Annotated in this window: 12 protein-coding genes, 3 tRNA genes and 1 pseudogene; 11 read left to right on the top strand and 5 right to left on the bottom strand. The window is 70.0% G+C overall.

Features of this window, described 5'->3' with window-relative positions; genetic code table 11:
* Positions 1-33: 33 nt before the first annotated feature.
* Together FF100_RS10780 and FF100_RS10775 are read right to left on the bottom strand one after the other, a co-directional pair.
* Positions 34-1,116 (bottom strand): hypothetical protein, encoded by a 1,083-nt coding sequence (locus FF100_RS10780; RefSeq protein WP_139035736.1) that lies wholly within the window; start codon positions 1,114-1,116, stop codon positions 34-36.
* Complete coding sequence (locus tag FF100_RS10775; protein WP_246102015.1) at positions 1,113-2,567, bottom strand: FAD-binding oxidoreductase; 1,455 nt, start codon at positions 2,565-2,567, stop codon at positions 1,113-1,115. Before FF100_RS10775 ends, FF100_RS10780 begins: the two co-directional genes overlap by 4 nt.
* 150 nt (positions 2,568-2,717) lie before the next feature.
* Between FF100_RS10775 and FF100_RS10770 the strand changes: the two genes are divergently transcribed.
* The 5 genes from FF100_RS10770 to FF100_RS10750 all read left to right on the top strand — a co-directional run bounded on the left by FF100_RS10770 (position 2,718) and on the right by FF100_RS10750 (position 4,290).
* Entirely contained in the window at positions 2,718-3,416 is a 699-nt protein-coding gene (locus FF100_RS10770; RefSeq protein ID WP_139035734.1) for a fumarylacetoacetate hydrolase family protein, read from the top strand.
* 11 nt (positions 3,417-3,427) lie between these two features.
* Complete coding sequence (locus FF100_RS10765) at positions 3,428-3,898, top strand: NUDIX domain-containing protein (protein WP_139035733.1); 471 nt, start codon at positions 3,428-3,430, stop codon at positions 3,896-3,898.
* A 115-nt stretch (positions 3,899-4,013) separates the two neighbouring features.
* Positions 4,014-4,088, top strand: a tRNA-Gly gene (locus tag FF100_RS10760).
* Positions 4,089-4,116: 28 nt separating this feature from the next.
* Positions 4,117-4,191: transfer RNA gene (locus tag FF100_RS10755), tRNA-Gly, on the top strand.
* A 24-nt stretch (positions 4,192-4,215) separates the two neighbouring features.
* Positions 4,216-4,290, top strand: a tRNA-Gly gene (locus FF100_RS10750).
* A 175-nt stretch (positions 4,291-4,465) separates the two neighbouring features.
* Here FF100_RS10750 and FF100_RS10745 read toward each other — a convergent pair.
* Entirely contained in the window at positions 4,466-4,699 is a 234-nt protein-coding gene (locus FF100_RS10745) for a helix-turn-helix transcriptional regulator (protein WP_246102014.1), read from the bottom strand.
* A 42-nt stretch (positions 4,700-4,741) separates the two neighbouring features.
* Here FF100_RS10745 and FF100_RS10740 point away from each other — a divergent pair.
* Positions 4,742-5,341: pseudogene (locus FF100_RS10740) on the top strand (SDR family NAD(P)-dependent oxidoreductase); the annotation flags it as partial.
* Between the two features lie 274 nt (positions 5,342-5,615).
* Here FF100_RS10740 and FF100_RS10735 read toward each other — a convergent pair.
* Positions 5,616-6,098 carry a peroxiredoxin gene (locus FF100_RS10735; RefSeq protein WP_139035731.1) on the bottom strand — a complete coding sequence of 161 codons (483 nt, stop codon included), beginning with the start codon at positions 6,096-6,098 and terminating at the stop codon, positions 5,616-5,618.
* 203 nt (positions 6,099-6,301) lie between these two features.
* Here FF100_RS10735 and FF100_RS10730 point away from each other — a divergent pair, with 203 nt between their 5' ends.
* Positions 6,302-6,991: a YqgE/AlgH family protein gene (locus FF100_RS10730; protein ID WP_281287274.1), complete on the top strand. Its 690-nt coding sequence runs from the start codon at positions 6,302-6,304 to the stop codon at positions 6,989-6,991.
* A gap of 35 nt (positions 6,992-7,026) precedes the next feature.
* Here the strand turns inward: FF100_RS10730 and FF100_RS10725 are convergent, their stop codons facing one another.
* Positions 7,027-8,025, bottom strand: a complete 999-nt coding sequence (locus FF100_RS10725; RefSeq protein ID WP_246102013.1) for a hypothetical protein — start codon at positions 8,023-8,025, stop codon at positions 7,027-7,029.
* Positions 8,026-8,474: 449 nt separating this feature from the next.
* On the opposite strand from FF100_RS10725, the gene dnaK reads away from it, so the two are divergent.
* From dnaK to FF100_RS10705, 4 genes are all read left to right on the top strand, one after another.
* On the top strand, positions 8,475-10,394 hold the full coding sequence (gene dnaK, locus FF100_RS10720) for a molecular chaperone DnaK (RefSeq protein ID WP_139035730.1): 1,920 nt from the start codon (positions 8,475-8,477) through the stop codon (positions 10,392-10,394).
* 150 nt (positions 10,395-10,544) lie between these two features.
* Positions 10,545-11,717, top strand: coding sequence for a molecular chaperone DnaJ (dnaJ, locus tag FF100_RS10715; protein WP_139035729.1), 1,173 nt, complete (start codon positions 10,545-10,547; stop codon positions 11,715-11,717).
* 194 nt (positions 11,718-11,911) lie between these two features.
* Positions 11,912-12,556: a class I SAM-dependent methyltransferase gene (locus FF100_RS10710; protein WP_425463300.1), complete on the top strand. Its 645-nt coding sequence runs from the start codon at positions 11,912-11,914 to the stop codon at positions 12,554-12,556.
* A gap of 800 nt (positions 12,557-13,356) precedes the next feature.
* Entirely contained in the window at positions 13,357-15,174 is a 1,818-nt protein-coding gene (locus tag FF100_RS10705; protein WP_139035727.1) for a calcium-binding protein, read from the top strand.

Genomic DNA, 15,174 nt, shown 5'->3' with positions numbered 1-15,174 from the left:
CTGGTTTTGCTGTTCTGCCGAGCAGAGGGTGCTTTACCCCACCCCCGGCAGGCACCCCTCGGTCACCCGCCAGTTCCGCGTCTCGACCGCCGTCCCGGACGGCCCAGCCAGCATCAGCCCGATGGTCATCTCGGTCTGGCGCTTGCGCGTCCGGGTCGCCGTGTAGACGGTCTGCCAGGTGCCCCGGCCGGCGGGATCCGCCTCGCGGCGGGCATGGGGCGCGGCATCGACGAAGGTGAGGGCGGCGCGGGTGCCGGTGAAATCCTCGGGCAGGCGGATCTCCGCCGCGACGGTGTGGAGGCGGTTCGGCCGCAGGCCGGCCACCGGCCGGGCGCCGGCGAGCGTTCCCGGATCGGGCGCCGCGGCGGGAAGCACGTGGCGGAGGGTCTCGGGCGCCGCGAAGAGCGGCGGACCGGCCGGCGCGAGGGGCGGCGGTGCGACCAGGCTGTGGCGCAGGGCGTAGGCGCGGCCGCAGACGGCGAGCCAGCCTTCGAGATCGGCATCGGTTGCCGCCGCGTAGGGAGCGAAATGTGGCAGCACGCCCTGCATCAGGCCCTCGCCGCGCCAGCTCACGGCGCCATGCCCCTGACCCGGCACGACGGTCTCGGCCGCGCAGACCCGCAGCAGCGTCACCGGGCCGATCGCCCGCAGGCCGGCCAGGAGGCGCCGGACCGCCGCCTCGGTCTCCCCCGGCGGTCCCTTGCGGACCAGGATCTTGTCGCCCTCGGCGAGGTCGGCGAGCAGCCGTTCCTTCAGGTAGGCGACCCGGCGGATCTCCCGGTCGAGGATGTCGGCCGGCCGCACCCGGGGCGCCGTGTCGCCGGTATGGTAGGCGAAGGCGTAGGCCCGGCTGTGGCAGAACAGGTAGCCGCCGGCCCCGACCCGGACCTCGATGTCGCCCGGCGCGCCGTAATGCGCGAACCGCGTCTCGACCGCGTGGGTGAGGTCGGCGATCGGCGCCGAGGACAGGCGGAACAACCCGAGCGGGTCGACCCCGGCATAGCGCTGGGCGATGCCGAACTCGCAATTGTCGCCGAGGCTCTCGAAGGCGCCCAGCAGCGAGGCGGCGGTGAGCCCGGCCGGCGCGGCCGGAGCCCGGCCGAACAGGGAGATCATGCGGCCGTGCCGGAGCGCGCCTTTTGGGCGGGAAACGCCTCCGGCGCGCCGTCCGCGGCCAGCACCTTGCCGGGATTGAGGATCCCGTGCGGGTCGAGGGCGCCCTTCAGGCGGCGCATCAGGTCGAGGGCGACCGGGTCCTTGTAGCGGGGCAGCTCGTCGCGCTTGATCAGCCCGACGCCGTGCTCGGCGGCGATCGAGCCGTCCAGGGCGTGGACGATGTCGTGGACGATGCGGTTGAAGCGCGGCCACTCGGCGAGGAAGGCCGCCTTCTCGGCCCCGACCGGCTGCGTCAGGTTGAAGTGGATGTTGCCGTCGCCGAAATGCCCGAAGGCGCAGACCCGCACCCCCGGCAGGGCCGCCTCGCAGGCGGCGCCCGCCCGCTCCAGGAACTCCGCCACCCGGGAGACCGGCACCGAGACGTCGTGCTTGATCGAGCCGCCCTCGTGCCCCTGCATCTCCGACAGGCTCTCGCGCAGGCGCCACAGGGCGGCGGCTTGCGCCTCGCTCTGGGCCAGCACCGCGTCCTCGGCGAGGCCGGCCTCGATCAGGTCGCTTGAAGCGGCCTCCAGCTCCTCGTCGGCGTCCGGCGCCGGCGAGGAGAGTTCGACGAGGGCGTAGGAGTGATGGTCGCCGGCGAGCGGCCGCACGGCGCCGGGCAGGTGGCGCAACACCACCTCCAGGGGGAAGCGCGGCACGTACTCGAAGGCGGTGAGCCGCGGCCCGAGCCGGCCGCGCAAGGTCCCGAAGGCGTCGAGCGCCGCGCGGGCGGACGACAGGCCGAGGAACGCGGTCGCCTTCGAGACCGGCCGCGGATGCAGCCGCAGCACCGCCGCCGTGATGATGCCGAGGGTGCCCTCCGAGCCGACGAAGAGGTTCTTCAGGTCGTAGCCGGAATTGTCCTTGCGGAGCGCCCGCAGGCCGTTCCAGACCTGCCCGTCGGCCAGCACCACCTCGAGGCCGAGCGTCAGCTCGCGGGCATTGCCGTAGGCGAGCACCGCGGTGCCGCCGGCATTGGTCGCGAGGTTGCCGCCGATCCGGCACGAGCCCTCGGAGGCGAGCGACAGGGGAAACAGCATGCCCGCCGCCTCGGCGGCGGCCTGGACGTTGGCCAGCACGCAGCCGGCCTCGACCGTGATGGTGGCGTCGAGCGGATCGACCGCCCGCACCCGGTCGAGGCGGGCGAGCGAGATCACCACGCCGCCGAACGGCACGCCGCCGCCGACGAGCCCGGTATTGCCGCCATGGGCCACCACCGGCACCCGCGCCTCGGCGCAGGTTCTGACCGCGAAGGTGACCTCCGCGGTGTCGCGCGGGCGCAGCACCGCCAGCGCCCGGCCCCGGTAGAGGCCGCGGGTCTCCGCGAGGTGGGGGGCGAGGTCGGTCTCGGCGGTGAGGACATGCGCCGGACCGAGGCGGGCCGCGAGCGTGTCGAGGAGGCTGTGGGTCACGGAGAGGTGCCGGGGCGAATCGTTTGCGGGGAAGAGAGTTGCGGCAGGGCGGGATGGCGCGCCGCGAACCTGCCCTCTAGATAGCGGTGGGCCGGCCTTTTTTCCAAGATGCGCGGCCCTTCGTGAACCATCGCCCGAGACCGCAGGCCCATGCTTTCCGTGATCCCGAACCCGCCGCGCACCGCGCTCCCGATCCAAGGCACCGACGACCTGTTTCCCGTGCGCCGGGTCTACTGCGTCGGGCGCAACTTCGCCGCGCATGCCCGCGAGATGGGCGCCGATCCGACCCGCGAGCCGCCGTTCTTCTTCATGAAACCCGCCGACGCGCTCCAGGTGGTGCCGGACGGACAGACCGTCGAGCATCCCTACCCGCCGAAGACCGAGAACTACCATCACGAGGTCGAGCTGGTGGTGGCGCTGGCCAAGGGTGGCCGCGACATCCCGGTCGACCAGGCGCTCGACCACGTCTACGGCTACGCGGTGGGCCTCGACATGACCCGCCGCGACCTCCAGGACGACGCCAAGGCGCTGCGGCGCTCCTGGGAGCTCGGCAAGGCCGCGGACTTGTCGGGCCCGGTCGGGACCCTCAAGCCCGCTTCCGTGATTGGCCATCCGGACACCGGCGCGATCACGCTCTCCGTCGACGGCTCCTTACGCCAGAAGGGCGACCTCTCCGACATGATCTGGTCGGTCGCCGAGCAGATCGCCTATCTCTCGACCTACTTCGCCCTGGAGCCCGGCGACGTGATCTTCGCCGGCACGCCGGAGGGCGTCGGCGCGGTGACCCGCGGCCAGACCATGGTCGGGACGATCGACGGCGTCGGCGAGATCCGCCTGACGGTGGTCTGAGGGGGAGCGGGATGACGCGCCGACAGGCCCTCCTGATGCGGGCCGCCCACCTCGTCTGGCGCGTCACCCGCGGCATGACCCTCGGGGTGCGCGGGGCGGCGATCGATGCGGAGAACCGCGTCTGCCTCGTGCGCCACACCTACATGGACGGCTGGCACCTGCCGGGCGGCGGCGTCGAGCCGGGCGAGACGGCGCTCGCGGCGATGATCCGGGAGTTCCGCGAGGAGACCGGGATCGTCCTCGACGCGAGCGCCGCGCCGGTCCTGCACGGCTTCTACTTCAACGACCGCGCCTCGCGCCGCGATCACGTCGCGCTCTACGTCGCCCGCACCTTCACGGTGCCGGTACCGAAGCGCCCCGACCGCGAGATCGCCGAGGCCGCGTTCTTCCCCCTCGACGCCCTGCCGCCCCAGACGACCCCGGCGACGCGGGCGCGGCTCGCCGAGATCCGGGACGGGCTTCCCCCGGCCGCCACCTGGTAGCGAGGGCCGGAAAGCCGGCTCCGCAACCGACGCCGCAACCTCTTGCGCTCCCCGGCGGAATGGTGTTTATGCCGCTCATCGGCGCCGCCACGGTGACGCCGGCGGAAAACAGCGAGCGGGTGTAGCTCAGGGGTAGAGCACAACCTTGCCAAGGTTGGGGTCGAGGGTTCGAATCCCTTCGCCCGCTCCAGTTTTTCCACGAGGCCGAACGAGTTTGGGCGGGTGTAGCTCAGGGGTAGAGCACAACCTTGCCAAGGTTGGGGTCGAGGGTTCGAATCCCTTCGCCCGCTCCAAGTTCGACAGGCCTGACAGAGTGAGCGGGTGTAGCTCAGGGGTAGAGCACAACCTTGCCAAGGTTGGGGTCGAGGGTTCGAATCCCTTCGCCCGCTCCATTATTTCCAGCATTCTCATTGGTTCATGAGGTCCGTCGAGGACTTTTACTGCTTGACCGGCTTGGCCCCTGATCGGAGCGGAGCAAGGGGGGAAGCAGCGCACGGCTTACCGGGCTCGCACGCGGGTTGGGCATCCTGGCCCATTCCACGGATCCAAATTCCAAGAATCCCGATGTCAGTTCGACGTGTTCCGCCGGTAGCGACGCGGTGAGCGGCCCATCACGCGATGAAACGCCGTGGTGAACGCTGCCTCGGATTCGTAGCCGACAGAGCAGGCGATGCTCGCGATGCTGACACCGGTCCGTTGCAGCCAATCGGCGGCCAGTCGCATACGCCAAGCCGTCAGGTAGTCCAGCGGGGGACGCCCCACGGCATCACGGAAGCGCCTGGCGAAGGTTGTATGCGACATGCCGGCATGATCCGCGAGCGCCGCAAGCGTGCAGCGGCGGCCGGGCCAGGGTGGGAGGCCCAGTTCGCGACCAACCACCTCGGGCATTTCGCACTGACGCATCGGCTCTGGCCGCTGCTGCGCGGCCGCTCACGCGTGATCTCCGTTTCCTCGGCCGGGCACCATGCTTCGCCGATCCGCTGGAACGACGTGCAGTTCGCGCAGAGCTACGACAAGTGGCTGGCCTACGGGCAGTCAAAAACGGCCAACGCCCTGTTCGCACTCCACGTCGATCGCGTTGGACGTGGCGAGGGCATACGGGCCTTCTCGCTCCATCCCGGCAAGATTTTTACGCCGCTCCAGAGGCATCTGGCGCAGGAGGAGATGGTGGCGGCCGGCTGGCTCGACGCGACCGGCGCTCCGGCCGACCCGACCTTCAAGACGCCTGCACAAGGCGCCGCGACGGCGGTCTGGGCAGCGACGTCGCCGCGACTGGAGGAGCTCGGTGGCCTCTACTGCGAGGATTGCGACGTCGCTTCGGTCGCGCACGAGGCCACATTCGTCGGCGCTAGACCTTATGCTGTCGATCCCAGTGAAGCCGAGCGGCTCTGGATGCTGTCGTGCGAGATCGCAGGATTTGCCCCTCATGCCACTCGATCATGACGCATCAGCGAATGCGAGGAGCCGCTGAGCAACTCGCGGCCGGCTCCCGGCCATGACCAGCGCGATCTCCACCCGCACGTCAGTGGCCAAGGGGCGAGTAGGGCTGAGAGCCGATCATCCTTGACGATGGAGCTGGCGCCACCGTTATTGCCTGATCACGGCATCCGATCACGGCAACATGCGATGGAGAGCGACGGAGCCGCATGCCATGGGGTTCCGCGCGCGGCCCATGCTCGCCCCTGCCGGATCGCATCTCCGGCAAGGGCGAGACCACTCACAACGCCTTCAGCAGCGTCTCCGCCCCCGACAGGTCCGCCTTCGACGGCGCGTCCTCGACGTTGAGCACCCGCACCACGCCGTCCTCGACCAGCATGGCGTAGCGCTTCGAGCGGAGGCCGAGGCCGAAGCCGGTGCCGTCCATGTCGAGGCCGAGGGCCTTGGCGAAGTCGCCGTTGCCGTCGGCCAGGAACTCGATGCCCTCGGCGCCGGCCGATTTCGACCAGGCCTCGAGCACGAACACGTCGTTGACCGAGGTCACCGCGATTGCGTCGATGCCGCGGGCCAGGATGTCGCCGCGCCGGGTGACGTAGCCGGGGAGGTGGTTGCGGTGGCAGGTCGGCGTGAAGGCGCCCGGCACCGCCACCAGCACCACCCGGCGGCCCTTGAACACGTCGTCGGTGGTCTTGGCCACCGGGCCCTCGGGGCCCATGACCCGGAAGGTCGCCTGCGGCAGGTGATCGCCGACCTGGATCGTCATCGTGCTCTCCTGAAGAACGCTCCGGGCCGGCCCCGCCGGGACCTTGGGCCCAAGCGGGGTCCAGTGGCGGGGTCTAGCGCGGCGGTCCGGGCGAGTCGAGGCGAGCGCCCGCGGCAAGCGGTACGGGAGCCGTGGGCGCCCGCGCGCGTTCACCACGACGGCGGGCTATGGACAACGCCGGGGCGGGGCGTAGCATGGGCATCATGCGCAGCAGATTTCCTCAGGATCTCCTCTCACAGGACGCCGCCGGAGCGGCGCCGGATCCGCGCGGCGACGCGGGGGCCGAGAGCGGGGAGGCGCCGGCCCGCGGCGCACCGAGCTACCTCGACGGGCAGCTGCTGGTCGCGATGCCGGGCATGGCCGACGAGCGGTTCTCGCGCTCGGTCATCTATCTCTGCGCGCATTCGGCGGAGGGGGCGATGGGGATCATCGTCAACAAGCCGGCCGCCGACCTCAACATGCCGGACCTCCTGGTCCAGCTCGACATCATCGCCCAGGACGACGCCATCCGGCTGCCGAGCCGGATCGGCCACATGCCGGTGCTGATGGGCGGGCCGGTCGAGGCGAGCCGGGGCTTCGTGCTGCACTCGCCCGATTTCCACATCGACCAGTCGACGCTGCTCATCGACGACGGCATCTGCCTCACCGCGACGATCGAGATCCTGCGGGCGATCGCCGTCGGCAAGGGCCCGGCGAGCGCCGTGCTGGCGCTCGGCTATGCCGGCTGGCAGGCCGGCCAGCTCGAGAGCGAGATCCAGGCCAATGGCTGGCTGCACTGCCCGGCCGATCCGGACCTGATCTTCAACACGTCCCTGGAGACCAAGTACGACCGGGCCCTGCGCGGCATCGGCATCGAGCCGGCCATGCTCTCGACCACCGCCGGCCACGCCTGAGCGCCCCTTTGCCCGCCTGACGGGGGCCTCGCGCGCTACTGGTCCTGCGCGCCGGCCTCGAAGCCCGGATTCATCCCCTCGACCGCCGGCGCGGGGCGCTTGCGCGCCGGCCGCGGGGCGTTGCTGGCGGTCGGCGCCGCGCCCGACAGACCGAGGCGGGTGGCGAGCGAGAGCGCCCGCGCCTCGGAGAAGCGCAGGTGGCAGAAGCCGTGCGAGCCCTCGCGCACATAGGCGCGGCACATCTGCTCCCGGTCGGACGAGAAGGCGGCCTGCTCGGTCACGATCGGCCGCACGTCCTCGCGCCGGGCGCGCTGGGTCATCACCTTGTAGTTCTCGCGCACCGCCTTGTCGGCGACGCCGCGGGCGGCGTCGAATTCCTGCGCCCGCGGCAGCAGCGTGGCGGCGCCCGGCCCCCACAGGCCCTTCGGCGTGGTGGCGCAATCGGAGGCGGTGAAGACGCAGGATTCCGCCTCGGCGAGCGGCGTCACCAGCACGCCGCCCTCCAGGATCTCGAACCGCAGCGGGCAGGCCGAGCCCGAGGAGGCGAGCTGCGTCACGCCGTTGGGCTTGCCCTGGTCGGCGAGCGCCAGCGGCTGCCCGTCGCCGAGGGCGACCTTGCAGGCCTCGGTCGGCTGCGAGATCTTGGTGCCGGCCAGCGTCACGCGGGCGGTGAAGCCGGCGCCGGCGCGGTCGAGGCGGAGCGACCCGGCATTGCCGTTCTGCTGCAGATCCTGGCCGAGCACCGCGTCGTCGTTGGGGGTCTTCAGCACCACGGGCTTCGGCGGGGCCGGCGGGGCCGGGGCCGGCCGGGGCGCGGCCTCGGGCGGCGCCTCGCCGGGGGCACCGGGCGCCCGCCCGCCGGGGACCGGGGCCGGCGGCACCGGCGGGCGGGCGGCGCGGCCGATCCCGAACAATTCCTCGAGGAAGGACTGGGCCGAGGCCGGGGCCGGCGCCACCATCAGGACCACCGCGAGGGGCAGGGCCGCCAGAACCGGCAGGGCCACCGGACGGGGGGAGGGGCGAACGGGCTGCATCAGGCTCCAGGTGCAAGTGGAAGCGGCGCAAGTGGGATCGACGCCCGCGGGTCAGACGTCCCGTAGGGTCGTAGCATGAGGTCCGTGGCACGGGCGTGGCAAGCCCGCAACATTGTCATGGCGGCTTGGCCGCACGGGTGAGCGCGCGGCGGGCCTGCGCGGCCCCTGTCGCGCGGCGTCCCGGCCGCCGGCGATGCGGCAACGATCCGGAAAAACGAAGTCCGGCGCCGGCCGCGATTCGCCGTGCGCGCCACGGCCCGGCTCGCCTTGCGGCTCTGAAACGGCCTTCTTATATCCGGCTCGGCGCGGGCAACTCCCCCGCTCGCCGGGTTCCCGGCGAGGCGCGGTCCGCCCGCCTCGGCTCAAACCATTCGATCAAGTACCGCCATGGGCCGAGCTGCTTCGGGGCTCGGCGGTCTGCTTAAAAAACACCAACGAGGGATCCCACCATGGGTAAAGTCATCGGCATCGACCTTGGCACCACGAACAGCTGCGTGGCCGTGATGGAAGGCACGCAGCCCAAGGTCATCGAGAACGCGGAAGGCGCGCGCACCACCCCGTCGATCGTCGCCTTCACCGACGACGGCGAGCGGCTCGTCGGCCAGCCGGCCAAGCGCCAGGCGGTCACGAACCCCGAGCGCACCTTCTTCGCGATCAAGCGCCTCATCGGTCGGACCTACGACGACCCGATGACGCAGAAGGACAAGGGGCTCGTCCCCTACAAGATCGCCCGCTCGAACGGCGGCGACGCCTGGGTCGAGGCGGACGGCAAGCCGTTCTCGCCGTCGCAGATCTCCGCCTTCACGCTGCAGAAGATGAAGGAGACGGCCGAGTCGTATCTCGGCCAGCCGGTCACCCAGGCGGTCATCACCGTCCCGGCCTACTTCAACGACGCCCAGCGCCAGGCGACCAAGGATGCCGGCAAGATCGCCGGCCTCGAGGTGCTGCGCATCATCAACGAGCCGACCGCGGCGGCGCTCGCCTACGGCCTCGACAAGAAGAAGGCCGGCCTGATCGCGGTCTACGACCTCGGCGGCGGCACCTTCGACGTCTCGATCCTGGAGATCGGCGACGGCGTGTTCGAGGTGAAGTCGACCAACGGCGACACGTTCCTGGGCGGCGAGGATTTCGACAACCGCATCGTCGAGTACCTGGCGGCCGAGTTCAAGCGTGAGCAGGGCATCGACCTGACCAAGGACAAGCTCGCCCTCCAGCGCCTCAAGGAGGCCGCCGAGAAGGCGAAGATCGAGCTGTCCTCCGCCACCCAGACCGAGATCAACCTGCCCTACATCACCGCCGATGCGAGCGGCCCGAAGCACCTGGCGCTGAAGCTCAGCCGCGCCAAGTACGAGTCGCTGGTCGACGACCTGGTGCAGCGCACCATCGAGCCCTGCCGCAAGGCGCTCAAGGATGCGGGCGTCACCGCGGCCGAGATCGACGAGGTGGTCCTGGTCGGCGGCATGACCCGCATGCCGAAGGTCCAGGAGCAGGTGAAGACCTTCTTCGGCAAGGAGCCCCACAAGGGCGTCAACCCGGACGAGGTCGTGGCGATCGGCGCCGCGGTGCAGGCCGGCGTGCTCCAGGGCGACGTCAAGGACGTGCTGCTCCTCGACGTGACCCCGCTCTCGCTCGGCATCGAGACCCTGGGCGGCGTGTTCACCCGGCTGATCGACCGCAACACTACCATCCCGACCAAGAAGTCGCAGGTGTTCTCGACGGCGGAAGACAACCAGAACGCGGTCACCATCCGGGTCTTCCAGGGTGAGCGCGAGATGGCGGCCGACAACAAGCTGCTCGGCCAGTTCGACCTCGTCGGCATCCCGCCGGCCCCGCGCGGCCTGCCGCAGATCGAGGTGACCTTCGACATCGACGCCAACGGCATCGTCAACGTGACGGCCAAGGACAAGGCGACGGGCAAGGAGCATCAGATCCGCATCCAGGCCTCGGGCGGCCTGTCCGACGCCGACATCCAGCGCATGGTGCAGGAGGCGGAGGCCAACGCGGCCGACGACAAGAAGCGCCGCGAGCTGGTCGAGGTGAAGAACCAGGGCGAGAGCCTGATCCACGCCACCGAGAAGTCGGTGACCGAGCACGGCGACAAGGTGCCGGCCTCCGACAAGGCCGCCATCACCACCGCCATCGACGCCCTGCGCCAGTCGCTGGCCGGCGAGGACGTCGAGCAGATCAAGGCCCGCACCACCGACCTGATGCAGGCCTCGATGAAGCTCGGCGAGGCGATGTATGCCGCAAGCCAGGCCGCGCCGGATGCCGCCGCGGGTGCGGCCCCGGGCGCCGAGCCCAAGAAGGACGACGTCATCGACGCCGACTTCCAGGAGGTCGACGACAAGGACCAGAAGAAGCGGGCGTAAAAAACACGCCTTGAGCTCGCCGCACGGATCTGAGATCCGTGCGGCCGGACACTTGCAGATCGATCTGGTCCCCGGCGCCCGATAACGGCGCCGGGGACCGGACGTGTATGGACGATGCCCGACGGGGATACGGCGGGGCCGGGGACAGGAATGTCGAAGCGCGACTATTACGAGGTGCTGGGCGTCGCCCGCACCGCGACCGACGGTGAGATGAAGTCGGCCTTCCGCAAGCTGGCGATGGTCTACCACCCCGACCGCAACCCCGGCGACAAGGAGGCCGAGCTCAAGTTCAAGGAGCTCAACGAGGCCTATCAATGCCTGTCCGATGGGCAGAAGCGCGCCGCCTACGATCGCTTCGGCCACGCCGCCTTCTCGCAGGGCGGGCAGGGCGGCCCCGGATTCGGCAACGAGTTCGGCGACTTCATGTCGGACATCTTCGACACCTTCTTCGGCGATGCCCGCGGCGGCCCGGGCGGCGGACGCCCCGGCGGCCAGGGCGGGCGTCCGGGCGGGGGCCGCGAGCGCGGCGCCGACCTGCGCTACAACCTCGAGATCAGCCTCGAGGAAGCCTTCACCGGCAAGACCGAGACCATCAAGATGCCGACCTCGGTGACTTGCGAGGTCTGCGCCGGCTCGGGCGCCAAGGCCGGCTCGAAGCCCAAGACCTGCCCGACCTGCGCCGGCTACGGAAGGGTGCGGGCGGCGCAAGGGTTCTTCGCCATCGAGCGCACCTGCCCGAACTGCCAGGGGCGCGGCGAGATCATCGAGGATCCGTGCCCGGCCTGCTCGGGGGCGGGCCGCGTCACCCGCGAGCGCACGCTGTCGATCAACGTGCCGGCGGGCGTCGACGACGGCCTGCGCATTCGCCTGGCCGGCGAGGGCGAATCGGGCCTGCGCGGCGGGCCGGCGGGGGACCTCTACATCTTCCTGGCGATCAAGCCGCACCCGTTCTTCCAGCGCGACGGCGCCGACCTGTTCTGCCGCGTGCCGATCTCGATGGTGACGGCCGCCTTGTCCGGCGAGATCACCGTGCCGGTGATCGACGGCTCGCACACCTCGGTCCGGGTCCCGGCCGGCACCCAGACCAACAAGCAGTTTCGCCTCAAGGGCAAGGGCATGCCGGTGCTGCGCTCGCGCGACGTCGGCGACCTCTACATCCAGGTCTTCGTCGAGACGCCGCAGAACCTCACCAAGCGCCAGCGCGAGCTGCTGCAGGAATTCGACACTCACGGCACCCAGGCCGACAACCACCCGGAGAGCGCCGGCTTCTTCTCCCGGGTGAAGGAGTTCTTCGACGGCCTCAGCGGGTCCGGCCGCGCCTGATCCCCGATGGTGCGGCCCGGGCCGCACCCGACGCATCACCCCGCGAACCGAAGCAGCCGTTGCGCGTTCTCCCGCGCGAGCGGGATTGCGGGGTTCGCGGGTCTCGGGCGGGCGCGTCAGGCTTGACGGCGGCGCGCCTTTGAACGACAGCCGTTCGCCATCCGACTTTTTCGCGTGTTCAAGGGTCTTCGGTCTTGCCTTTGCCTCACCGATCCAGGGCCAAAGCCGTCGCGGTCTCGAGCCCGCTGCCCCATTCGCAGCCGCCCAAGAAGCGCGACATCCTGGAGGACGAGGCGCGGTTCCTGCGCTCGTGGTTCGAACGGCCGCTGGTCACCGGCGCCGTGACGCCGTCGGGCCGGATGCTCGCGCGCACCATGGCCTCCTACGTCGATCCACGCCTGACCGGCCCGGTGATCGAGCTCGGGCCGGGCACCGGGCCGGTGACCGATGCGCTGGTGCGCCGCGGCATCGCCCAGGAGCGTCTGGTGCTCGTCGAGTACAACCCGGATTTCTGCAAGCTGCTGCGCCGGCGCTTTCCCAAGGCCACGGTGCTGCAGGGCGACGCCTACGACATCCGGGCGACGCTCGCGGGCATCGTCGACGAGCCGGCCTGCGCCACGATCTCGAGCCTCCCGCTCTTCACCAAGCCCCTCGAGCAGCGCCTCGACCTCCTGGGCGCCGTCCACGACCTGATGCACCCGGACGCGCCGTTCGTGCAGTTCACCTATGCGGTGGTGCCGCCGATCCCGGCCAAGTCCACGACCTACACCGCCAGCCGCTCGAACAAGGTCTGGCTCAACCTGCCGCCCGCGCGGGTGTGGGTCTATCGCCGGCCCTGAACGGCAGGCGCGGGGTCACGGCCAGACATCGGCAAGCGCCGTCCCGGGGTCCCATCGCGCGGCTCCGGGAGGCGGGAGGGGCACGGGACAAAGGCGAGGCGCCGACCGATCCGTCGGCGCCGCTTCACTCGAACATGGCATCGGCAGGATCGTAGCCGCACGGCCGAGGCCACGGCGCCTGGCCGAAGCGGCGGCTCCTTGCGGTGCGGGCGCGCATCGCCCCGGCGGGCTTGGGATGCTGACGCATCGGAACAGCCCGAAGCCGAGCCGCGTGCATGGTCGAGGGTGACCATCGGCGGCCCGGAGCACCGCGCCGGACCCTGCCGACGGATGTCGTCATACTCGGTTCAGTACCGACTTGATCCACCTGTAGACAGGGACAATTCTGTTCGTAGGTGGATATTTTATAATTAAGATCAATGAAAACACGCGCAAGAAACAATCAAAAAATAATGAATAGTTTTCGTCGCGTTCCTCCAACTGGCGCACCATCGCCGGCGCGTCCTGACGACGTGGCGACGACGGATGGGGGTGCAGACGCCGTGGCCGACATGCGCGACGACATCGTCGCAAACTCAGCCCATCGGCGCGACAATTGCAGACCTATCGATCGATGCAATCTGAAATAGCAGCCGCCTGAGCGTTTTCTCATCCTTTCGTACGTAATCGCCAAGGTTGACTCTTGGGAATGCGGCCTGTCTTCTGCGACGCATTACGCTCACAGGGGATCATTCGTCATGGGAATGTTCGACTATCGCCGATATTCCTCTGCGGAATCAGCTGAGCTGGCGAATACCTCGTTGAGGCTGGCGTCGTTCGGCCAGCTCGAACGGATCTACGGGATCCAGGTCGCATCGCTGGCGAACGCGTTCGGGAGCGCGATGCCGCCCGGGGCGACCGCCAACAGGACCAACGTCGCGCTCCCCGCCGGCTGGTCGGCTGTCGGGCCGTCGTCGCTCGGTCTCGGCCCCGACGCGGTCGATCACGATGGCTACTACATCATCGAGAGCCCGCTGACGGGCCGGACCTATTCGGGACCGCAGGCGCAGATCTACGAGGAGCGCGACGCGCGCGGGCGGGTCAGCCGCCTCTCGGTCACGTTCGTCGGCACCAATTCGCCGGTTGACCTCGCCGATTACACGCAGCTCAACAGCGGCGAGATCGCACCCAACATGAACCCGCTGCTCACGGCGGTCCGCGACTACGCGATCGGCAAGGGGCTCGGGGCCGACGACGTGATCGTCACCGGCTACTCGCTCGGCGCCGCCTACACCAATGTCATGGCGAAGTACGCCGACACGCTCGCCGGCGGCTTCTTCGCCGACAGCAACTACATCGCCCACGCGGTTCCCTACACCTACGAGGGCCACGACCGCGTTCTCAACATCGGGTACGAGAACGACGTCGTGCATCGCGCCGCCGGCGATTTCGACTCACTCGGCGAGGCGATACAGGCGGCTCCCGGGTTGATGGGGCAGGATTACGCGCTCGGCTCCTCCACCGACAACCTGATCCTGTTCGGCGACGATTACGCCGATCCCGCTTGGCCGTATGGCCCCTTCGCGCTCTACAACATTCCCGGCGGCTGGGCGGCCCATGTCGCCGGCCTCACCTCCGACGCCGTGGCGCGGATCACGCAATCGGCCTTCTACGACGAGACCGCCCGCGATAGCCTGGTGATCGTCTCCAATCTCAGCGGCGCGACGCGCGGCGTCACCTGGGTGGAGGACCTGCACCGCCCGTCGGACCGGCACGACCATGTCGGGGATTCCGCCTTCCTGATCGGGTCGCAATACGACGACCGGCTCCGCGGCAATGTCGGCAACGACTACATCGACGCCATGGCCGGTGACGACACGATCCGCCCGGGCGACGGACAGAACCGGGTCGAGGGCGGGAGCGGGACCGACACGCTCGAATTGTCGGGCACGATGCGCGACTGGAGCGTATCGCGGCTGATGGATGGCACCACGGCCTTCTTCTCGAAGTCCCACGGCCTCGACATCGTCTCGGGCGTCGAGCGGGTGACGTTCCTCGATGCGGGGATCCCCGGGCGAGGGCGCAGCTACGCGCTCGAGTCCGACCGGCTGGAAGACCTGACCTGGAGCGGCGCCTTCGAGCGGTTCGACCAGGACGTCGCCTACACGGCCGCTCGGCAGGGCACGGCCGGGAACGACACGCTCACCGGATCGCGGGTCTTCGGCTTGGCGGGGAACGACACGATCACCGGAACGAGCGCGAGCGATCTCCTTTATGGCGGCGCGGGCGACGACCGGCTCGACGGGCGGGGCGGCAACGATGCGATCTATGGCGGCGAGGGCAACGACTGGCTCACCGGCGGGGGCGGCAACGACCTGCTCAACGGCGGCCTCGGCGACGACCTGTTCGTCGTCGATGCGCGGCTGTCCGGACGCGTGACGATCGAGGATTTCCGCCTCAGCGACGTCGAGCAGGACCGGATCAGGATCATCGGCAGCCCGTTCCGGAGCACCGCGGAACTGCGCAACCACGGCGAGCAGACGGCGGACGGGCTGCTGCTGCATCTCGGGGCAGGCGACCTGATGATCGAGCACGCGACCTGGAGCAGCCTGACGCCGGGCACGGTCTCCTTCGGCTGA

Origin of the sequence: Methylobacterium terricola (genome assembly GCF_006151805.1) — a bacterium.
GTDB classification, from domain to species: Bacteria; Pseudomonadota; Alphaproteobacteria; order Rhizobiales; family Beijerinckiaceae; genus Methylobacterium; species Methylobacterium terricola.
Note: the sequence above shows the minus strand (reverse complement) of the source record. Positions and strands in the feature narration are given on the sequence as shown.